General features: G+C 32.5%; 23 protein-coding genes. 18 read left to right on the plus strand and 5 right to left on the minus strand.

Annotated elements, in window-relative coordinates; translation table 11 throughout:
- A partial coding sequence (locus tag H8707_RS01750) for a copper amine oxidase N-terminal domain-containing protein (protein ID WP_262428430.1) occupies window positions 1–353 on the minus strand: 353 nt, incomplete at its 3' end.
- A 185-nt stretch (window positions 354–538) separates the two neighbouring features.
- On the opposite strand from H8707_RS01750, the gene H8707_RS01755 reads away from it, so the two are divergent.
- From H8707_RS01755 to H8707_RS01785, 7 genes are all read left to right on the plus strand, one after another.
- Complete coding sequence (locus tag H8707_RS01755; protein WP_262428431.1) at window positions 539–1,204, plus strand: GGDEF domain-containing protein; 666 nt, start codon at window positions 539–541, stop codon at window positions 1,202–1,204.
- 88 nt (window positions 1,205–1,292) lie between these two features.
- Entirely contained in the window at window positions 1,293–1,631 is a 339-nt protein-coding gene (locus tag H8707_RS01760) for a YtrH family sporulation protein (RefSeq protein ID WP_262428432.1), read from the plus strand.
- Window positions 1,619–2,095, plus strand: a complete 477-nt coding sequence (locus H8707_RS01765) for a hypothetical protein (RefSeq protein ID WP_262428433.1) — start codon at window positions 1,619–1,621, stop codon at window positions 2,093–2,095. The genes H8707_RS01760 and H8707_RS01765 overlap by 13 nt, the downstream gene beginning before the upstream one ends.
- A gap of 360 nt (window positions 2,096–2,455) precedes the next feature.
- Entirely contained in the window at window positions 2,456–2,896 is a 441-nt protein-coding gene (locus tag H8707_RS01770) for a GNAT family N-acetyltransferase (RefSeq protein ID WP_262428434.1), read from the plus strand.
- Window positions 2,897–3,176: 280 nt separating this feature from the next.
- The gene (locus H8707_RS01775; RefSeq protein WP_262428435.1) at window positions 3,177–3,938 is read left to right on the plus strand and encodes a DeoR/GlpR family DNA-binding transcription regulator; all 762 of its coding nucleotides are present in this window, start codon (window positions 3,177–3,179) and stop codon (window positions 3,936–3,938) included.
- A 129-nt stretch (window positions 3,939–4,067) separates the two neighbouring features.
- Window positions 4,068–4,622: an RNA polymerase sigma factor gene (locus H8707_RS01780; RefSeq protein ID WP_262428436.1), complete on the plus strand. Its 555-nt coding sequence runs from the start codon at window positions 4,068–4,070 to the stop codon at window positions 4,620–4,622.
- Window positions 4,609–6,036, plus strand: coding sequence for a hypothetical protein (locus tag H8707_RS01785; RefSeq protein ID WP_262428437.1), 1,428 nt, complete (start codon window positions 4,609–4,611; stop codon window positions 6,034–6,036). The genes H8707_RS01780 and H8707_RS01785 overlap by 14 nt, the downstream gene beginning before the upstream one ends.
- Window positions 6,037–6,078: 42 nt before the next feature.
- On the opposite strand, the gene H8707_RS01790 is transcribed toward H8707_RS01785, so the two are convergent.
- Window positions 6,079–6,510, minus strand: a complete 432-nt coding sequence (locus tag H8707_RS01790) for a YaiI/YqxD family protein (RefSeq protein WP_262428438.1) — start codon at window positions 6,508–6,510, stop codon at window positions 6,079–6,081.
- Between the two features lie 180 nt (window positions 6,511–6,690).
- Here H8707_RS01790 and H8707_RS01795 point away from each other — a divergent pair, with 180 nt between their 5' ends.
- Together H8707_RS01795 and H8707_RS01800 are read left to right on the plus strand one after the other, a co-directional pair.
- A complete protein-coding gene (locus H8707_RS01795; RefSeq protein ID WP_262428439.1) occupies window positions 6,691–7,572 on the plus strand; it encodes a ComEC/Rec2 family competence protein in 882 nt (293 codons plus the stop codon).
- Between the two features lie 8 nt (window positions 7,573–7,580).
- Window positions 7,581–7,781, plus strand: coding sequence for a DUF3006 domain-containing protein (locus H8707_RS01800; RefSeq protein WP_262428440.1), 201 nt, complete (start codon window positions 7,581–7,583; stop codon window positions 7,779–7,781).
- 27 nt (window positions 7,782–7,808) lie between these two features.
- Here H8707_RS01800 and ytaF read toward each other — a convergent pair whose 3' ends face one another.
- Both ytaF and H8707_RS01810 read right to left on the minus strand, forming a co-directional pair.
- Window positions 7,809–8,426: a sporulation membrane protein YtaF gene (ytaF, locus tag H8707_RS01805; RefSeq protein ID WP_262428441.1), complete on the minus strand. Its 618-nt coding sequence runs from the start codon at window positions 8,424–8,426 to the stop codon at window positions 7,809–7,811.
- A 104-nt stretch (window positions 8,427–8,530) separates the two neighbouring features.
- On the minus strand, window positions 8,531–9,109 hold the full coding sequence (locus H8707_RS01810; RefSeq protein ID WP_262428442.1) for a GerMN domain-containing protein: 579 nt from the start codon (window positions 9,107–9,109) through the stop codon (window positions 8,531–8,533).
- A gap of 423 nt (window positions 9,110–9,532) precedes the next feature.
- On the opposite strand from H8707_RS01810, the gene H8707_RS01815 reads away from it, so the two are divergent.
- From H8707_RS01815 to wrbA, 9 genes are all read left to right on the plus strand, one after another.
- Window positions 9,533–10,810, plus strand: a complete 1,278-nt coding sequence (locus H8707_RS01815) for an MFS transporter (protein WP_262428443.1) — start codon at window positions 9,533–9,535, stop codon at window positions 10,808–10,810.
- A complete protein-coding gene (locus tag H8707_RS01820) occupies window positions 10,800–11,921 on the plus strand; it encodes an ArsR/SmtB family transcription factor (RefSeq protein ID WP_262428444.1) in 1,122 nt (373 codons plus the stop codon). Before H8707_RS01815 ends, H8707_RS01820 begins: the two co-directional genes overlap by 11 nt.
- A gap of 15 nt (window positions 11,922–11,936) precedes the next feature.
- Window positions 11,937–12,266, plus strand: coding sequence for a tRNA-binding protein (locus tag H8707_RS01825; protein WP_262428445.1), 330 nt, complete (start codon window positions 11,937–11,939; stop codon window positions 12,264–12,266).
- 90 nt (window positions 12,267–12,356) lie between these two features.
- On the plus strand, window positions 12,357–12,941 hold the full coding sequence (locus tag H8707_RS01830) for a LysM peptidoglycan-binding domain-containing protein (protein ID WP_262428446.1): 585 nt from the start codon (window positions 12,357–12,359) through the stop codon (window positions 12,939–12,941).
- Window positions 12,942–12,978: 37 nt separating this feature from the next.
- Window positions 12,979–13,107, plus strand: a complete 129-nt coding sequence (locus H8707_RS01835) for a hypothetical protein (RefSeq protein ID WP_262428447.1) — start codon at window positions 12,979–12,981, stop codon at window positions 13,105–13,107.
- Complete coding sequence (locus tag H8707_RS01840) at window positions 13,101–16,307, plus strand: DEAD/DEAH box helicase (RefSeq protein WP_262428448.1); 3,207 nt, start codon at window positions 13,101–13,103, stop codon at window positions 16,305–16,307. The genes H8707_RS01835 and H8707_RS01840 overlap by 7 nt, the downstream gene beginning before the upstream one ends.
- A 346-nt stretch (window positions 16,308–16,653) precedes the next feature.
- Entirely contained in the window at window positions 16,654–17,196 is a 543-nt protein-coding gene (locus tag H8707_RS01845; protein ID WP_262428449.1) for a TIGR01440 family protein, read from the plus strand.
- Window positions 17,197–17,227: 31 nt separating this feature from the next.
- The gene (locus H8707_RS01850; protein ID WP_262428450.1) at window positions 17,228–17,725 is read left to right on the plus strand and encodes a flavin reductase family protein; all 498 of its coding nucleotides are present in this window, start codon (window positions 17,228–17,230) and stop codon (window positions 17,723–17,725) included.
- A gap of 548 nt (window positions 17,726–18,273) precedes the next feature.
- Window positions 18,274–18,882, plus strand: coding sequence for an NAD(P)H:quinone oxidoreductase (gene wrbA, locus H8707_RS01855; RefSeq protein WP_262428451.1), 609 nt, complete (start codon window positions 18,274–18,276; stop codon window positions 18,880–18,882).
- Window positions 18,883–18,922: 40 nt separating this feature from the next.
- Here wrbA and H8707_RS01860 read toward each other — a convergent pair whose 3' ends face one another.
- Window positions 18,923–19,852, minus strand: a complete 930-nt coding sequence (locus H8707_RS01860) for a DUF4349 domain-containing protein (protein ID WP_262428452.1) — start codon at window positions 19,850–19,852, stop codon at window positions 18,923–18,925.
- Window positions 19,853–19,945 lie beyond the last annotated feature (93 nt).

Raw genomic sequence — 19,945 nt, forward strand, 5'->3', positions numbered from 1 at the left:
TCTTTTGTGTCAATATAGATTTCCTTGCCATTTACCAATGCTTTTGCTTCGTTTATTGTTATTTCAATATTGGTATCATCTTTATTTATAGTTACTTTCTTAGCTTCGTTATCCCAATTAACACCAAAGCCTAAGTTCTCTGATATTATTCTGATTGGAACAAAAGTCCTTTCAGTTGATAACAGCAATGGATAGCCAAGATTGTCATTAAAGTTTACTTTTTTGCCATCTATTGTAACAACAAAGCTTTGGTTAGGTATGATTTGAGTATTAGCATATGTGGTACAACTAGAAATAATGATTGTTATTAATATTAAAAAACTAATTATTAAATTTTTTGTAGATCTTCTCATATTTGCCTCCTGAACAAACTGTAATTTAATACCAGTATATCATATTTTACAAGATGTAAATATATATGTATATACCACCCATATACTTCACTATATGCGCTATAAGCATATTTAATGGATTGCTTATAGCATATCTTTGTTGTACAATGTTATTTAATAAAAGGATTTATTGGTGGTGGAGACTGTTGTTCAAAAGGGCTTATTTATTGAGATTATTTCCGATATCTTTTTTGTGGCTGGGGGCAGGATTATTTTCGGGAACCCTATCGTTATATTTGTATAGAACATATGAGAAAAGTGCATTTATGAATGCATATCTAGCTATTCAGGTTTTACTGTGGCTATTATTAGGATATTTTTTTAAGAAGGTATATATATCTGCGTACCAAGATGAATTGACTAATTTATGGAATCGAAAATATTTGTACATTAGGCTTAAAGGTGAAATAAAAAGACTAAGACATAATACCATCCTATCGCTTGCAATAGTGGATATAGATGATTTTAAGAGCGTAAATGATACTTTTGGGCATCTATTTGGGGACAAGGTATTAAAAGAGATAGCTGACATATTAAAAAATAATCTCCGGAAAGATGACATTATTGCCAGATGGGGTGGGGAAGAATTTATCATAGTACTGCCAAATACTGAAGTAAAATCAGCAAAAGTAGTTTTTAATAGGATAAGAGAAAAGATAGAAAAATATGATTTTGGGTGCAAAATTACTGTATCCGGAGGTATTGCCTTTGTTAATGAATATATAGAACCGGAGAAACTCATAGAGATGGCTGACAAGGCACTTTATAAGGCAAAGAAGAGAAAAAACCGAATAGCTGTATATGCAAAATAGATCAAAGATTCCTTGGAAGAAATTTTATAACTTCATTTTTTCATAAGACTATAGGCATCATCATATCCTTTATTATGGAAGTGATGATATGCCTATTTTTTTTGTAAGTTTAATACAAAACTTTTTTATTGCTTTTGGTGTAGTTATCGGAGGAAGTATTTTTGCGGGGATAGGAGCGATTATAACCGATACACCACCCCTTAGAACCATGATTGATATAGCCGGTTCAATCAAAATATGGGCAATGGCAATTGCATTGGGCGGTACTTTTTCCTCTTTTGCCATAATAGACAAGGGGTTATTTGAAGGCGAGATTAAATCCATTATAAAACAGATAATATACATAGTTGTAGCACTTCTAGGAGCAAATGCAGGTTATAGTGTAATGAAACTTATACAAAGGTGTAGTGAAATATGGGGAAAATAAAAAGTAAAAGCTATGGATTCTGTATATGTTTTATAACCGGACTGTTGGTAGGAACATTGATTGGAACAGCTATTATTACCGTTTTAATAAGCTATAGAATGGATGAACAGTATAAAAAAATAATTTCTTTAGAAAATACTATTCAAGATAGGGATGCAAAACTGGAAAAACTAGAAAACTCAATCAATTCCTATGCTGTTGTACTTAAAAATGTTGAAATCTATATTTTAGATAATGAAGAGATTGATGAGCTGGATAAAATAGATATTGAAAAAGCAATAAAGGAAAAGTACGCTACATTATTAGGTAAAGAAGTAAAAACTATGGATCCGGATATATTGGTAGAAGTAGTTGATAAAAGAATCTTAAAAATTGATAAAAAGGAATATAGAGTAAATATTAGGAAGCTGATATTGACAGAAAGCTTAAAGATTTATGTGGATGTTCGTGTTGTTAATAGTTAAAAGATATAATCTGCCCCTAAATCCATAAATGTCCTATAAGTGAATTGACACCGTAGGTGTTACCCGACCAACGTGGAGGGGTCTCTAATAAAGGCAAAATAATCACTGCAGGAGTCATTCTGGAACGGAAGTGAAGAATCTATGTTAATGACCCTAAAGCTTGACTATTAACTGTTTTTCACTGTGAATTGCCGTGTGCCCGACAGTAGAAATATCCAAGACAAGATTTTTGTCTTGTGATATTTCACTGAGTGGGTATGAATTGTGAATTGTGCATTGTGAACTGTGAATTGTGAATTGTGAACTGTAATGCTATACTAAAATAAATATTGTAAATTATTTTTAAATTGGAGGGTAAATATGTTTGAAATAAAAGAGATTACTCCTGAAATGACATATGATATAAGACATAGAATATTAAGACCTCATCAGACAATGAATTATTGCATATACGATACGGATAAGCAGGACGGATCATTCCATATCGGAGCATTTTATATGGACAAGCTAATAAGCATTGTATCTTTTTGCATAGAGGACAACCCTGATTTTTCAATTGAAAAACAATATCGCCTACGTGCAATGGCTACTCTCCCTGAATTTAGAAAAATGGGAGCAGGAAGAGAAATAGTAAATTATGGTGAAAACATAATAAAAGTCAAAGGTTATGATATTCTATGGTGTAAGGGCAGAACTACTGTACAAGGATATTATGAAAGATTAGGATTTTCGCCTTTTGGCGAAGTCTTTGATTATCCTCCTATAGGACCACATATTGTAATGTATAAAGACTTAAGATAGTGTTTTGATATTAAAGAAATAGGCATCCTTTTGAGAATAGCTGTTGTCCAGCTAATTAAGGATACCTAAATATAAAATATAACGCTAGGCATTACCCTATTACGCTAAATTATAAGATAATTAGAATGATTGTATGAGTATAAATAATCGATCATTCCTATTTATTATCATTCTATACTATTTGGGACTATTATTCAAGTTATTCTGTAATATTTTATTGATAATGTTATAATAACAATCAAGAGTAGGAATAAATGATAATAGTTAGCGAGGTGTTTAGATGTTTACTGAAGAGAGACTTGAACAAATTTTGGATATACTTAATGAAAATGGTAGAGTCAAAGTTAAAGAACTTAGTGAGCTATTCAAGGTTTCGGAAAGCATGATACGAAAAGATTTGAAAAAGCTGGAGGTAAATGGGACTATTCAAAGGACATACGGCGGAGCAATTCTTAACAGAAGATTTTCTGAAATTGTCCCTATTGACAATAGAATAAAAGTAAACACAGACACCAAGGAGTTAATAGCTAAAAAAGCCTTCACTCTTATAGCAGATGGAGATGTAGTTTTTTTAGAATCCTCAAGCATTAACTTTTTTCTGTCTAAATTGATAGCAAACAGCAATAAAAGGATTACGCTAATAACCAATATGTCAATAATACCTTCACTATTTAACGATAATACAACTGTAAAATTGATATGCTTAGGCGGGATATATGATAAAAGGTCCGGCGGTGTTCTGGGCTCGGAGGTCAATAGAAGCATATCCAAATATAATTTTAATAAAGGCTTTGTAGGAAGTTCAGGAGTCAATTTAATTACAAACAGCGTATATAGTGGAACGTTAGAAGATGGGAACGTTAAGGAACTTGTAATTTCCAATAGCAAAGAAGCATATTTGCTTGTGGAGAAGGAAAAGTTTAATCTGGACAGCACTTATAGATTTGCGGCCTTAGAGGAATTTAGCGCTATAATTACTGATTCGGACATTACAGACGAGATCAGATATAAGCTAAAAAAATTATCTGTGAAGTTAATATAGTTATTATTTAAAAGGAATTATTTGATAAGATAATAGGTGAAGAGATGAATTTTTCTTCATCTATTTTTTTAAAACTTGAAATATGTCACAAAATCATTATATAGATGGTTATAAAGGTACAGTCGACTGATGAGAAACGAAAGAGGTGAGGCCATGGAGGATCTTGGCAAAGAATTTGTGACTGGTGGCGAGGATACATTGGAAGAAGTAATCAATTTCTATAGTGAAAAACTTCTTCGCTATGCAACTGCAATATTATGCGATTATCAGGAAGCAGAAGACATAGTACAGGAAAGTTTTATTGCAGCATATCAAAATCGAGATAAATTTGATGGAAATAATCTTTCGGCGTGGCTATATAAGATCACATATAATCGAAGTTTAAACCAGCTAAAAAAGCGGAAGATATTCTATTTTAGTGAAATAAGAGGAGAGGCAGTTTTGCCGGAGAGGGATGAAGGCTTGAGTGATGAAACTCTTCATGCTTTACGAAAGCTCAAACCAAAGGAGAGGGCATTATTGTATAATCGAATAATGGATGAAAGAAGTTATGAGGAAATATCTCTTATAACCGGTATTACGCCTTCTACTTTACGTAAACAATATCAGCGAGCTAAAAATAAATTAGCCAAGTATATAAATTCTGAAAATGGGAGAAAGGAGTCTAAGTATGAGCAAATTTGATATTGATGAACAAAATATATATGATATGTTTTCCCAAATCGCTGTTGATTCAAGTAAAATTGCAGATGGAGTTAAGATTAAATTGCACGAAGAGAACGTTAAAATACCCATTAAGAACCATAGACGCTGGTCAAAGTCAGCGGTTGCAGCTATAGTGATGTCAGTTGTGCTGGTTGCTACAGCAACAGCTACGGCTTTGGGAGGCTTTGATTGGTTTATAGAGAGATTTAATCCCGACTTTGGTAAGATTGTAGAGCCGGTTGAAAACTATAGCGAAGATCAAGGAATCCGAATGGAAGTAATCGGCGCACAAAAATACGGGAATAAGGCAATTGTTTATTTATCACTTCAAGATATGACAGGTCAAAATCGGATAACGGAACAGACTGATTTTAGAGATGGGTTCAGTGTAAAAATGAATCCACGGGAAATAGGAGAGGACGGAGAAACCTTATCGAGCATGTCATGGAGAGAAAAGATGATTTATTTTGATAAGGATACAAATAAAGTTTATTATGAATTTAATATAACGGCTGATGCAGATTCACCCATGTCTAATCCACTAGAACTTGGTAGTTTTCTAATTTATTTAGGTAAAAAATCATATGAAGAACCTATTGATATATCTCTTGCAGAAATCAAAGAAGGTGAAACTACTCCTATCATAGAAGATAATATTTGGGGGGGAGTTGGTATAAGATTTGATGATTATAGTTCATTTACAGAAGTGCTTACACCGGGATACTATACTGATATGCCTCACGGTGAAAAAGAACAATGGGTTTCAAATGTTGGAATTATAGACGGAAAACTACATGTTCAAATAGGAAGATTTTCCGGAGGAGAGTTTGGTCCAAATGATGCGAATCTTGCTCTTGCAGATTCAAAAGGGAATATAATTTCTCCTGATTATGAATTGATGCTATATGGGGATAAAGACAATCATCTGTTAGGCGTTAAAGAGGATGATGCTTATAATACGGAATACAAATACAATGAATATGTATTTTCTGTAAGTAAAGAAAATCTAAATAAATATACTCTTTATTATTCAGGTTCAGTTTATACAGGAGTTGAAGGAAGATGGAGGGTTGCGGCAAATTTAAGCGATTCAAACAAAGACATTCGCACTTGGACAAATGACATTCCGGTTGAAGGACATATCTTTGAATATATAACATTGAGTCCTTTAGGATTGCAAGTGAGAGGTACCTATGAGGGAGAGAACTGCATGGCAAGCAGTATGAAAGTTGAAATTGAAACTGCAGATGGTATTATTCCGTTGGAAGGCGGAGGTGGAAGTGAGGACCCTGAAAAGCATACCTTCAATTCTAATTGGAATGTTAAAGAGCCGCTTGATGTCACAAAGGTTTCAGCTATAATTATAGAGGGCACTCGAATTTCCATTAAATAATCAGATAAGATTGTCTATTAAGAAGAAGGTCTAGGTCTTGAATTAGTAACCAATTAAATTTATCAAGCTTTTTCTGAAATCCTCATTAGCTTGAGGATTTCTTTTTTTGAATTTTGTATAGATACTTTTTTCTCGCCTCATCTTTTGATTTATATAACGTCTATTCAGCATTCCGTCTATGTTGTCGGAATTGATAATCAATCCATTTTGATTGATACATTTAGCACCCCTTGCAAGGCACATTGCAGCAAGTCCATGATCTTGGGAGATGACTATATCACCCTTTTTTATTCTATTAACAATATAATAATCTGCACTGTCCTGTGATATATCTACAGTAACTATCTCCGCATATCCGTCATCAATTTCTACTGCAAAGTTTTTGACAACGACAATATGGATATTATATTTTTTAGCTACTTCAATAGCTATATCGACAACGGGACATCCATCTGCATCTACAAATATTTCCATTTAAGTCACCTGATTTTAAAATATTAGCATTAACTAACAATTATTATCATATCATAATTTATTGATATAATATACTATACTAGTCTATTTACAGTGGGGAATGTAATTTTTATTATTTTACGATGCTGTCAACCTATGGTAGAATAATAGCATATTGAAAAGATAAATAGGGGGTAAATAATGGCAAAGAAGAAAAGGACATCCAATGGTTTATCATATTTAATAATAATCGCATTTATATTAGGAGGATATTTGTTTATAACTCTTCCTTCAAAAGGTCAGCATCAAGAGCCGATAAGCGATTCAGTCAAAAGTGAATTAACAGTAGAATTTATCGATGTAGGTCAAGGCGATAGTATTTTAATTATGACTCCAAATAAAAAGACCATATTAATCGATGCAGGAGAATCAGGGAATTATGAAAAGATAAAAGACACATTATATAAGTATAATATAAATAAAATAGATGCAGTCATAGCAACTCATCCTCATGCCGATCATATAGGCGGAATGGAACAGATAATAAGAAATTTTGAAATAGGGAAAATATATATGCCGGATAAGATACATACATCAAAGACCTTTGAAAACCTATTGTTAGCAATAGAGGAGAAAGGATTAGAAATTGACATAGCGGAAGCCGGAGTAAAAATGGATTTGGATGAGGCTCTCAATTTAACTTTTGTTTCTCCCAATGGAGATTTTGCTGATTTAAATAATACTTCAGCTGTTTTAAGATTGATATATAAAGATACATCCTTTTTGTTTACTGGAGATATGGAAGCAAAAGCCGAAAAATTAATAGATGCCAATATAGATGTGGATGTTCTTAAAGTTGGGCATCACGGAAGCGATACATCCAGTTCTAAAGAGTTTTTAGATAAGGCTTCACCACAGATTGCTGTTATCTCGGTCGGAAAAGATAACAAATACAATCACCCATCATCAGAGGTCATAAAGAGACTCAATAACATTGGGGCAAAGATATTAAGAACTGATGAGAGTGGAAATATTACCATAACTTCCGATGGAGTAAATTTGGATATAAAAACTGAGAGGTAGATGAAAACATGAAAGTTACAATTGATAGACTTGAAGGCGATTTTGCCATAGTTGAATTAGAGGATGGAAGGTTTATTGAAGTATTGAAGGACCTATTTGAAGATGTGAGTGAAGGTGACATATATGAAATTTGTAAGGATGAGGCCGCAAAAGAAGAAAGAACAGAGGAAATAATGAGCCTGTTTGAAAGGCTTAAAAGAAAAGAATAAACCAGCATTTGCTGGTTTATTGCTCATTTATAGAATCTTTAAAAATGCCAATATTATTAAAATCACACCTGCTAACCATGATAGATTTAACTTGCTATTTTCAATAAGTTTTCTACCTATTAATTGACCGCTCCATACAGAAAATATTCCAAACAAAAATGACAGACCCAAAATATATATGCCATTTACATTTGATAAGCTACTGCCAAATCCAATAGCCAATGAATCTATAGAAAGAGTAGTGGCAAGGGCTATAGCTTCTATTGAATCTAGCTTTTTTGATTTATTAAAATCTGCCTTGGTTTCATCAAGATATATATCTACAATTATATATATATTAAATATTTTTAACTTGATTTTACTTTTAACAGATTTCTTTTCTATATGGGATTTAATTAAGCCTTCAAATAAATAATATAGTCCCATTAAAAATAGAAGAGCAAAACTGACTATTACAGCAATGTTTCCCGGTAAGATTTTTCTAATTTGAGAACCTAAGAGTAATGAGATTGATAAGAAAAATGTGCAGACAATGTTTATAATTATAATTGAAGAAAAGGGGATTTTGATTTTGTTTGTTCCATAGGCTATACTGGTTAAAAAAGAGTCCAAAGATAAAATTAACACCAATAATATAGTTTCCAAGGGTGTGCTCCTTTCTAGTATGATATTAACTATATTATTTAAATGGATATATAAGTGTTACATAATATAAAAGGGGCAGTTTAAAAAACTACCCCATGGATATATTAAAATGTTACCTCATCAAATGGTTGATCTATACCATAGTGACCCATCAAAGATTCTGTTTTTTCACCATCTAATAAAAATTGAACCTTGTCTATATTATCTAATTCCAAAAGGCTTGCAACAATTTGATTGATGGTGAATGCTTCTTGCATAGAACCACCATTCATGCCCTCAGATGCAAAATTTACGGAAGCTAGGCTGTCTTCCACCTTTACATCAATTAATTTTGCTGTAGGAGGGATTTCTGTATAGAGATTATCTTCATCTTCAGGTCCCTTCATCAACTCTGCAATTATTGCTTCTTCTAATGATATATCGCTATATTTAATATTTCTTTTTTCACCAATAAGTTTTTCAAGGCTTTCATCAGCAGTATCTGCATATTTTTTGTTTGCAAAATATAATGTTACTTCCTTAGATTCTGTCGGAACGTCTTCTTCATCCTCATTATTTCCCGAATCTTCGGGATTTTCACTTGGAGGGTTGACATCATCATTTGGTGAATTTTTTGGTGAACATGCTACGGCAAATGTTAAAACCATGATTAAAGTTAGCAAAATACTGATATATTTTTTCATCTTAATCTCTCCCTTCATTTCCAGAAAAGCTTCTATTGAAGCGTTATAAGATTTAGTGAAGCCTTTCTTGAAATTCATAACGTAAAGTTCCATAACGTTTAATTAAAGTAGAACTTTCAGTGGAATTTTCTTACTCATATAATTATAGTATATAATGTTAAAATCGTCAAAAATATACGCATTATAACTTTATACAATATATGGATATAGTGGAATAAGTAGTAAATTAGTAATCTAAGAGTAAACTTGCCAATTCTTAATAATTATGAATTATAAACGACAATTATATATCAAATAATTAGATAATCATCTAATTATTCTATTGACATTTGATAATCATATCATATAATGATAATAAGGCAATTAGTTATTTTACTATCAACTATCAACGCAAATTGTCAACTATTAAATGGAGGTAATTTAATGAATGCAAAGCTAATCAGACAAAAAGATTTTGCCTTGCTTATATGTGGTAAATTAGTGTCACTATTGGGAAGCAATATGTTACAGTTTGCCTTATCTCTATACGTCCTAGACCTTACCGGGTCTGCGACTGTTTTCGCTTCTATTTTGTCAATACTGATAATTCCCAGACTAATATTTTCACCCTTTGCAGGAGTATTTGGGGATTGGTTTGACAGAAAGAAGTCCATAGTTACGCTTGATATGTTAAATGCATTTATCATAGGGTTATTTGCATTGACTTTCATAATTAAAGGTAATTTAAGCATAGCTATGATTTATGCTCTAGTTATTTTATTGGAGACGACAGAGATATTTTTTCATTCAGCAATGGCAGCAGTATTACCAAGCATTGTTTCCAAAGAAGAATTATTGGACGCAAATTCACTTAATTCCATGGTTATGAATATTGGGAATTTATTGGCACCTGCCATAGGCGCTTTAATCTATGGTATTTTTGGGATGAAAGCAATTTTGATTTTTACCTCTATTTGCTTTTTATTGTCCTCAATAAGCAAAATGTTTATTAATATTCCCAAGAATCATAATAAACCTGAGGAAATTGATTTAAAGTCCTTTAAATATGATCTCATTGAAGGTACAAAGCTTATAAAGGACAATAAATTCATCAGGATAATTATTGCTTCCGGAGGCATTTTAAATTTTTGTATTTCTCCATTAGCTTCAATTGGGCTATTATACATAATTAAGGAAATAATGAAAGCTTCTGATTTTCAATTTGGATTGTTTCAGATGATTTTATCTTCATCATTTATTATAGCCCCGCTTATTGGCGGCAAGCATATTGGAAAGATTAAAGTAGGCAGATTATTGTACTTAAGTTTCATTTCTGTAGCGGCTATAGTTTTGGCTATGGCATTGATACCATTTAATTTTAAGCCAAGTATAGTTCCTTATATATTGATTTTATTGACCTCATTCTTGATCGGAATGTCAACTACATTTGCCAATATTGCCTTGGGGACATTTTTTGACCAGATTGTACCTTTAGAATTGATGGGACGCATTTCCACTATTATGAATCTTTCAATGACTATATTAATTCCTATAGGTCAAATGATATTTGGATACCTTTATGATATAATAATACCTAATTATGTTATAGCATTAGCAGGTGCAATCGTCCTAATTACTACATTAAAATATAGAAAACCCTTAATTGAATATGGAGATGTTACTTATACCAAGCCAATGGGAGATGTTCAAGATGAAATTTAGATTTTATCCTAAAGAAAGCAAATTGTATGATTTTTTAAGGTTTCCAAGGTTGTTATTTTACAAAGAGGAATATGAAAAAGATGAATATAAAGAATCGTTAACCGGTCAAAATTATAGAGAAGTGTCTATGAGCAATTATTTGGATTTTGCTCAAAGAGCTGAGGATAGATTAAAACCCTTTGCATTAGAAATAGAAAAATTTTATTTTAAGCCCTTATTACTTAACAGCAATAATTTCATAGATTTAATCACTAGAACGGAGACTATTTTCGGGTATAGTAATGAAAAAGAATTTTTATATTCATTATTAGACTTGAAAGACCATGAAATTAATAATAGCATAGTTACCTCTTTAATATTAATCTGTGAAGAGAATGAGCCTTATATCGAAGAGATAAAGGATAAAGCGAAAGAAATAAGTTCAAACAAAGAAAAGATAATATCCTTTATAAAAGATTTACCCATAGATTCTGCTCTTAAATGGAATTTGTTTATGATGATAGAAGACCCTTTAGACTATACAAAGAAATATGTTGAACTTATGCTGGAGATAATTCCAATATTTAATGAGTTTTATAATTCCATAGAGAGGGAAGTATGTGATTATGGTAATCATTTGGAAGATTACCTAAATAAAAATGGCTCCAATGCAGTAAGTGAATTAACTGATTATATATTAGATCCTAAGATAATTGAACAAGAAGAAGTAAGTATTTTGATTTCTGTAGTATTTTCCTATGCTATTTCTATTTCACTTAGAGGAAAGGACAACTATATTGGTTGGGGATTGAAGGTTGAAGATGCCATTAGACAATTGAAAGAAATCAATGAGAATAAGATCAATGAAAGGGTTCAAATATTTAAAAATCTAGGAGACAAAACCAGATATGAGGTATTGAAATTAATCTCATCCGGGGAAACTTCAACTAAAGTAATTGCAGAAGCGTTGGGAGTGTCAAGTGCTACGATCTCATATCATATAAACAACTTTTTAACGTCAAAAGTGGTTAAGATGGATAAGATAGATAATAAATATGTATATGTAGTTGATTATGAACTGCTTAATAGAACAATAGAAGAATTTAAAGAGGATTTAAAATTTCCAGAATAATTTAAGGAGGATGTAATGGCAACATTTGATGATTTTCAAAAACTTGATATAAGAGTTGGTGAAATAATAGAAGCAAAAGTTTTTGAAAGGGCGAGAAATCCGGCCTATAAGCTTATAGTGGACTTTGGTGAGGAAATAGGCATAAAAAATTCCAGCGCTCAAATTACTGAATTTTATACACCTGAAAATTTAATTGGCAAACAGGTCCTTGGAGTAGTAAATTTTCCGCCAAGAAATATAGCAGGTTTTCAATCGGAAGTATTGATATTGGGTGTATATGCGGAGGGTGGGGTAGCATTAATCCAACCTGAAAGAAAGGTTAATAAAGGTGATAAATTAGGGTAGAAGTTTATTTATTTAGAACCAATCCTTTTTATTTGAATATATTATTATAGAGAATCTATTTTATGTATCAATAAAAAGGAGGTTAATAATATGGCATGTCCATCAGGAACTTTTGCCTATACTATAAGGGCAGGAGATACCTTTTATTTAATAGCTAGAGCCCATGGAGTTTCATTAGATGCTCTAATCGCTGCAAATCCGGGAGTTAATCCGGACAGATTACAGATTGGGCAAGTAATATGTATTCCAACATCACCGGGACCGGGACCACAACCGGGTGCTTGTCCTACCCTTAGATTGGGAAGCCAAGGAGCATCTGTAAGGCAACTTCAGACTCTATTAAGAAACAATGGGTTTGACCCGGGTCCTATAGATGGTATTTTTGGCAATAGAACTCATGCGGCAGTAATAGCATTCCAAAGGAGCAGAGGACTTGTACAGGATGGGATAGTTGGAGTATTGACTTGGACTGCACTTGGTGTAAACTGTGGCACTACACCTACACCACCACCTCAGACCTGTCCTCCGGGAACAAGAAGTTACGAGGTAAGGGCAGGAGACACCTTCTATACACTTGCAATCAGGTTTAATACTACTGTGGCAGCTATCCAAAGAGCAAATCCAAATGTAAATCCGAATGATTTGAGAATAGGTCAACGAATTTGCATACCATAATAAATATGATACCCCCAATTTTGGGGGTATTTATATTTTGAAGAGGAAATATGTTGGGGAAAAGTGCGTTTATGGTATAATAAAAGGTGGGCTTTTTATTTATTTAGGAAATAATCAAAATATTGAAATGATTTATATAAATATAAATGGCGGTGGAATATGCTAAAACTTACAGATAAGATAATTTTGGATAGAGTAGGTTATTTTGATTCCTATAGAAAGGGAAAACAATATTATGAGGCTGGGAAAGTTAAAGAAATAAGGACAAACAAAAACTACGATTATTATGTTGGGAATGTTCAAGGGAATTCTATATATGAGGTCTCTGCCAGTTTTGACGAAAATGGATGTATAGAGGATACTTCCTGTGATTGTCCGGCATATTGGAAATATAATGGGGACTGCAAACATATTGTTGCTTTATTGCTTCTTTTAAGGGATCTTGATAGAACGGGTAAGTTGTTGCCAAAGGAGAGTTTTGGGAGAATAGAAAATATTTTAAGTCAGTATAGAACTTACGAAGATATTCAAGAGAAAACGGTAAATCTTGAAATAACTTATGGAGTCGAAGATACAAGACCATATGTTACTTTGAGAATTGGAGAAGACAGGTTATATATTGTTAAAAATTTAGGAAATTTCATTTCAGCAGTAATTGACAATAGAGAAGTTGAATTTGGTAAATATTTTACCTTTCCAACGGAAGGTTATAAATTTAGTGACGAAGACAAGGAATTTATAGACTTTTTAATCCTATTGTATGAAAATTATAAGTCAAATAGCAATTATGGAAGCAGGTGGAACAGTACATTTGCAGACAAAAAGGTGTATTTAGAGCCAAAATCCATAGAAAAGTTTTTAGATTTAATGCACAATAGAAAATTTAATATGGACTTTTATGATCATAAAATTAAGGATATTTATATTTCGGAAGAACCTTTTGAATTTAAAATGGGTATTAGTCAAGAAGAAGATGATTTAATCTTATATTCAGAAGATGACTCTTCCATTATGCCTTTAACACCTAATGGCAAATACTTTTTTTATGATGATATAATTTATAAATTATCCGATGAACAAGTTGGCGCTATAATGCCAATTTACAATGAGATGATGTATAAGGATATAAAGGAAATAAAAATAGATAAGGATTTAAAAGAAGCATTTGTTTCTGAAGTTTTGCCAAAGATTAAGAAACATTCAAGGATTAATTTGGATAAAAACGTGGAACAATCTATTTATACACCGCCATTAAATGCCTCCATATATTTCGATAGAGTTGAACAAACAGTTGTGGGGAAGCTATATTTTAATTATGGAGACATTGAAATCAATCCTTTTTCGTCCAATAGCCCTAAAAGAGATTTAGGCAGAATATTATTGAGAGATATGGAAAAGGAAGGAGATATATTATACTTACTTGAGCAATGTGATTTTAAAGTGGGAAATGGAGGATTTTATCTGGAAGAGGAGGAGTTAATTTTTGATTTCATCAATGAAATAATTCCCCAATTACAGAAATATTGTGAAATTTATTATTCTGATAGTTTTAAAAGGATCAAATTGATCGGTTCAGAAACATTTTCCGGTGCCGTTAAATTGAATAGCGATCTAGATATGTTGGAATTCAGTTTTGATATAGATGGGATAGATGTTTCGGAATTAGATACTATATTTAATTCAGTAAAAGAAAAAAGGAAATATTACAAATTAAAAGACGGATCCTTTTTATCGCTGGAAAACAATGAATTTGCCGATATTGTGGATATGATGGATTATTTGAATATAGGCGGAAGAGATCTAAAAGATGGGCATACTGCCATTCCAAGATTCAGGACTATGTATCTTGATAAATTTTTAAAGGATAGAGAACTGGATTTTATTAAGAAAAACAGTGATTTCAGAAAGATGGTTCGGGATATAAGCGATCCTGAAGATATGGATTTTGAGATACCTGAAGGACTAAATGGAAATTTAAGAGATTACCAGAAATTTGGATTCAAGTGGTTAAAAACATTATCAAAATATGGATTGGGAGGAATATTGGCTGATGATATGGGGTTGGGAAAGACCATTCAAATGATAACCTTCCTACTGTCTGAGAAAGAAGAAAAGGGACAGGAGGCAAATTTAATTATAGTACCGACGTCTCTTGTATATAATTGGGAAGAAGAGGTTAAAAAATTTGCACCAAGTTTAAAAACACTTATTGTAGTCGGAAGCAAAGATGAGCGCAGAGACCTCATAAAAACAGCAAATGAATATGATTTGGTTGTAACTTCATATCCCCTAGTAAGAAGGGATATAGAAGAATATAGTAATATAAGTTTCAGGTATTGCGTACTTGATGAGGCGCAATATATAAAAAATTATAATTCATTAAATGCAAAGTCTGTAAAATCAATAAATTCTAAAAATAGATTTGCGTTAACCGGTACTCCAATGGAGAATTCACTTTCAGAGCTTTGGTCTATATTTGATTTCCTTATGCCTGGGTATTTACTTACAAACAGCAAGTTTTCCGAAAAATTTGAAAGACCAATAGCGAAGGAACAGGACAATAAAAAGCTGAAGGAATTGAACAACCATATAAGGCCTTTTATATTGAGGAGAATGAAAAAAGATGTGCTGAAAGAATTGCCTGATAAAATTGAACAAAAAATAATAGTGGAAATGACGAAGGAGCAGAAAAAGCTGTATTTAGCATATTTGCAGGCAATAAAGGGAGAATTGAGTGAGGAGATAAGTACAAACGGTTATAACAAAAGCCAGATCAAAATATTGGCGGGATTAACGAGACTTAGACAATTATGCTGTCATCCGGGTATTTTTATAGAGGATTATAAAGGGGATAGCGGAAAACTGGAAACCTTAGGTGAAATAGTGGAAGAAGCCATAAACAATGGTCGAAGGATACTTATATTTTCACAATTCACTTCAATGTTGGAAAAGATTAAAAAATTATTTATCTCTAAAAATATAGAGTATTTATATTTGGACGGCAGCACTCCAACCATTGAACGCGGTAATTTAGTTCGAGATTTTAATAGAGGAGTCTCAGATGTATTTTTAATTTCTCTTAAGGCAGGCGGTACTGGACTTAACTTAACTTCAGCAGACATGGTAATCCACTTTGACCCATGGTGGAACCCGGCTGTAGAAGACCAAGCTACAGATAGAGCTCATAGAATAGGGCAAAAAAACATAGTTCAAGTAATAAAACTTATTACCAAGGGAACAATTGAAGAAAAGATATTTAAGTTGCAAGAGAAGAAAAAGGAGATGATAGACAAGGTAATCACGGAAGGAGAAACCCTTATAACAAAATTAAGCGAAGAGGAGATAATGTCCTTGTTTGAGGTATAGAGAAGCAGTGAACAATAAAAAAGATAGGTAATGGGTAATAGGGAAGAATGTCCTCCATTTAGACTTTGAATCATCTTCTAATCAACTTTTGACTACACAATAAAAGTCTGCCTTGTAAAATGTAGGGACTTGATAATTCCCTCAAGGGTCTATCTATATGGTCATATCAGTCTACTAACATTTTCCTGCGGCATCCTTTTAAGTGCAGTGACCAAAAGTTGCTTAATGAATCTGTTTCAAAGCCATAAATGTTCTATAATTGAATTGTTTTTATGACCCTAAAGCCCGACCTCAACAATTGTGAACTGTGATTTGTGAATTATGAATTGAATTAAGGAGGTATATTATGGATTTAAACAAAATTGAAGAGGATGTAAGGAGTGTTACATTAGAATTATTAGAAGCGGCAAATTTAAAACCCTATGAAGCTTTGGTAGTAGGGGGAAGTACAAGCGAAATAGCAGGACAAAAATTGGGTACGGCTACCAACCTTGAAGTTGCAAAGGTAGTTGTAGGAACGATTGTCTCCATATTAAAGGAACATAAGATATATCCTGTAATCCAAGGATGTGAACATATCAATAGAGCATTGGTTGTTGAAAGGGCATTCGCAGAGAAGCATAATCTTGAGCCTGTGAACGTAATTCCCGTTATGCATGCAGGCGGAGGATTTGCAACTGTGGCTATGGAAACATTAGATGATCCGGTAGTAGTAGAATCAGCTAAGGTCAGTGCAGGTATAGATATTGGCGATGTATTTATAGGAATGCATCTCAAAAATATAGGAGTTGTAGTGAGAAGTGAAATCAAAACAATCGGAGAAGCACATTTAAGCATGATACGTACAAGACCGAAACTTATTGGAGGAGAGAGGGCAAAACATTTTTAGATTGAACTAAAGCATAAGAAAGGGGATTTCTATGAAAGATAAAATGAATCTGATTGGAAACACTAATGAAATATTTAATCAATTTCCGAAGGGCGCTTTCCTAACGGTTTCAGATGGTGAAAGGCTAAATACAATGACAATTGGCTGGGCTACAATGGGGATTATTTGGAATAGACCTATTATGATGGTAGCAGTAAGAAAATCCAGATATACTTATGATATAATTAATAATAGCAAAGATTTTACCGTAAGTATACCTATCAATGTTGATTTAAGTGAAGCTATTGAAATATGCGGAACTAAGTCGGGGAGAGACATTGATAAATTTAAGGCTGCTAATTTAACCATTGGGAAGAGTAAAAAGGTAAATTCACCAATTATTAAAGAATGTGATCTTCATTTTGAGTGCAAAATTTTGTATTCTCAATTTATGGATGCTAGTGCATTTGATGAGGAAGTAAGCAAAGAAGTATATGGAGATATGGATTTCCATAAGTTATATTATGGAGAAATTTTAGACAGATATTAATAGGAAAGTTGTATAAATAACGGGACTTAAGGTAGTATAAGTCCCGCTTATTTTAGTTAATACTATGAGAATATATTTAATCCAATCCTAGTTCGATTATATTTTGAATTTAACCTTATCTTCTTTTTTGCTTTCTTAACCAATAACTTAAATTTCAACCTCATTTCACCCCTATCTATATATAAGAGTATTATAACCCATAAAAAGTTCATTTTCTTTCTTGGAGCAAATTCATACATTTGAATAGTATGTATAGAGGAGGAATGTTATCATGTTTAAATTTTCCGGAAGGATTAAGACGATATTTTTTCTGGTCTGTATTTTAATAATAATGTTTTTATTGATAAAGGATCTAATGAAAAAGAAGGAGCAAAGTATATTTTACCCTTCAATAAACAACCAAATTCATTATGCCATTGGGATAATTCCCGTGGCATTTTCTTTATCCATATAACAGTGAATACTTTGTTTGTTCATATAACACTTGGGTATATTATAAATACTAATGGATAATACTTAATTAATATAAATTGAAGGGAGCAAAATTAATGGAAAAGGTTAAACTGGCAGTTATTTACTATAGTGCTTATGGTACTAACTATCAACTCTCTAAGTGGGCAGAAGAAGGGGCAATAGAAGCAGGTGCAGAAGTAAGGCTGTTAAAAGTGGATGAATTGATTCCGGAAGATGTAATCAATAAGGATCAGGGAATGAAAGCGAATGCTGAGGCTACTAAGGACGTTCCTATTGCAGGTCATGATGATCTGGAATGGGCTGATGCTATAATCTTTAGTGTACCAACGAGATTTGGCAATATGGCTTCACAAATGAAAAATTTTATAGATAGACAAGGCGGCTTATGGGCGGAAGGGAAACTGGCAAACAAGGTTGTATCTGCTATGTCTTCAGCTCAAAATCCTCATGGAGGTCAAGAGCATACTATTTTATCACTATATACCTCTATGATGCATTGGGGAGCAATAATCGTAGCACCCGGTTTTACAGACCCTGCTATATTTAAAGCAGGTGGCAATCCATATGGTACCTCAGTCACCCAAGGACAAGATGGCAATATGATTGAAGATGTAAAAGATGCAGTAAAACATCAGGCAAAAAGGGTAGTAGAAGTAGCATCCTGGATTAAAAAAGGCAAATAAATATAGTTAAATCCTAGGCATAGGCCTAGGATTTTATATTCTACTCTATTTTATCTATCTTCTTTTTCTTTTTCTTAAACAATTTATAAGCTATGAAAAATATTATCCCAATAATTAATATAAACGGTAAATTGTAAATAATAGTAATTATAAAGTTTTCGATGCCTTTTTTAAAAGAATAAAGTGAGTTTTTAAATGCATTTTTAATTCTGATTCCGAAGGAAGTATCCTTTGTTTCTGTATCTGAAACCTTTTGAACTTCCTGTAAGCTAATATAAAATGTATTATAATCAATCTTGTCATCTAAATCCATCAAATTTGTTTTTAGATTTTCTTTTTCATAGATGATTTCGCTAAGCTCTTTTTCAAGGGTTATGATATCTTCAATTTTTTCCGCTTTTTCCAATAGGGCTAGTATTCTTTCTTCCTTAGTAGTTATAACTTTAAGTCGGGCTTCAGTGTCCTGATATTGTTTTGTTACATCTTGTTTGTTGGTATTCTCGCTTACCATATGTCCTATCAGGTTTAGCTCCGTCTTAAAACTTACTATTTTATCTTTCGGCACGCGTATAGTAAATTCTCCATATCTATACATTTGCTGATTATAATAATGGTTATAGGATATATTGGAATTTTCCACATAGGCATTATACTTATCTATTATTTTATTTAATTCTTCATTAGATTTTTCAAATTCCGTAGTTTCAAAGGATAGCTGGATAGTGGTAATAACTTTCTTGGGTTCCAGAGGACTTGATTTTGAATTTAGTCCGTTCCCAAAGGATTTCTGTGAATCAGATTCTTCAGCTTCTGAAGTTATATCAGGTAAAGCTGAGGCCGGTTCAGATATGGCGGTTGTATTCTCGGATAGCGCGGTATGTTCGCTGGATTTACCACTGCAGCTTGCTAGAAGCAATAGTATCATCAATATACTTATACTAAAGGCCAATAATTTTTTAGATCCTTTCACATAACTCACCCCTTTATTTTGATTATACACTGTAGTGGTAAAAAAAGATACAAAAAAGTTACATTAAATTTTTTTGGATTACATTTTTAAGTT

Origin of the sequence: Paratissierella segnis, assembly GCF_014385195.1 — a bacterium.
Lineage (GTDB): Bacteria > Bacillota > Clostridia > Tissierellales > Tissierellaceae > Paratissierella > Paratissierella segnis.

What these genes read in the sequence shown, in the direction of transcription:
- H8707_RS01760 (WP_262428432.1), top strand. Translation starts at nt 1,293, where the DNA reads ATGCCTATTTTTTTTGTAAGTTTAATACAAAACTTTTTTATTGCTTTT.
- H8707_RS01765 (WP_262428433.1), top strand. Translation starts at nt 1,619, where the DNA reads ATGGGGAAAATAAAAAGTAAAAGCTATGGATTCTGTATATGTTTTATA.
- H8707_RS01770 (WP_262428434.1), top strand. Translation starts at nt 2,456, where the DNA reads ATGTTTGAAATAAAAGAGATTACTCCTGAAATGACATATGATATAAGA.
- H8707_RS01775 (WP_262428435.1), top strand. Translation starts at nt 3,177, where the DNA reads ATGTTTACTGAAGAGAGACTTGAACAAATTTTGGATATACTTAATGAA.
- H8707_RS01780 (WP_262428436.1), top strand. Translation starts at nt 4,068, where the DNA reads ATGAGAAACGAAAGAGGTGAGGCCATGGAGGATCTTGGCAAAGAATTT.
- H8707_RS01785 (WP_262428437.1), top strand. Translation starts at nt 4,609, where the DNA reads ATGAGCAAATTTGATATTGATGAACAAAATATATATGATATGTTTTCC.
- H8707_RS01790 (WP_262428438.1), bottom strand. Translation starts at nt 6,510, where the DNA reads ATGGAAATATTTGTAGATGCAGATGGATGTCCCGTTGTCGATATAGCT.
- H8707_RS01795 (WP_262428439.1), top strand. Translation starts at nt 6,691, where the DNA reads ATGGCAAAGAAGAAAAGGACATCCAATGGTTTATCATATTTAATAATA.
- H8707_RS01800 (WP_262428440.1), top strand. Translation starts at nt 7,581, where the DNA reads ATGAAAGTTACAATTGATAGACTTGAAGGCGATTTTGCCATAGTTGAA.
- H8707_RS01810 (WP_262428442.1), bottom strand. Translation starts at nt 9,109, where the DNA reads ATGAAAAAATATATCAGTATTTTGCTAACTTTAATCATGGTTTTAACA.
- H8707_RS01815 (WP_262428443.1), top strand. Translation starts at nt 9,533, where the DNA reads ATGAATGCAAAGCTAATCAGACAAAAAGATTTTGCCTTGCTTATATGT.
- H8707_RS01820 (WP_262428444.1), top strand. Translation starts at nt 10,800, where the DNA reads ATGAAATTTAGATTTTATCCTAAAGAAAGCAAATTGTATGATTTTTTA.
- H8707_RS01825 (WP_262428445.1), top strand. Translation starts at nt 11,937, where the DNA reads ATGGCAACATTTGATGATTTTCAAAAACTTGATATAAGAGTTGGTGAA.
- H8707_RS01830 (WP_262428446.1), top strand. Translation starts at nt 12,357, where the DNA reads ATGGCATGTCCATCAGGAACTTTTGCCTATACTATAAGGGCAGGAGAT.
- H8707_RS01840 (WP_262428448.1), top strand. Translation starts at nt 13,101, where the DNA reads ATGCTAAAACTTACAGATAAGATAATTTTGGATAGAGTAGGTTATTTT.
- H8707_RS01845 (WP_262428449.1), top strand. Translation starts at nt 16,654, where the DNA reads ATGGATTTAAACAAAATTGAAGAGGATGTAAGGAGTGTTACATTAGAA.
- H8707_RS01850 (WP_262428450.1), top strand. Translation starts at nt 17,228, where the DNA reads ATGAAAGATAAAATGAATCTGATTGGAAACACTAATGAAATATTTAAT.
- wrbA (WP_262428451.1), top strand. Translation starts at nt 18,274, where the DNA reads ATGGAAAAGGTTAAACTGGCAGTTATTTACTATAGTGCTTATGGTACT.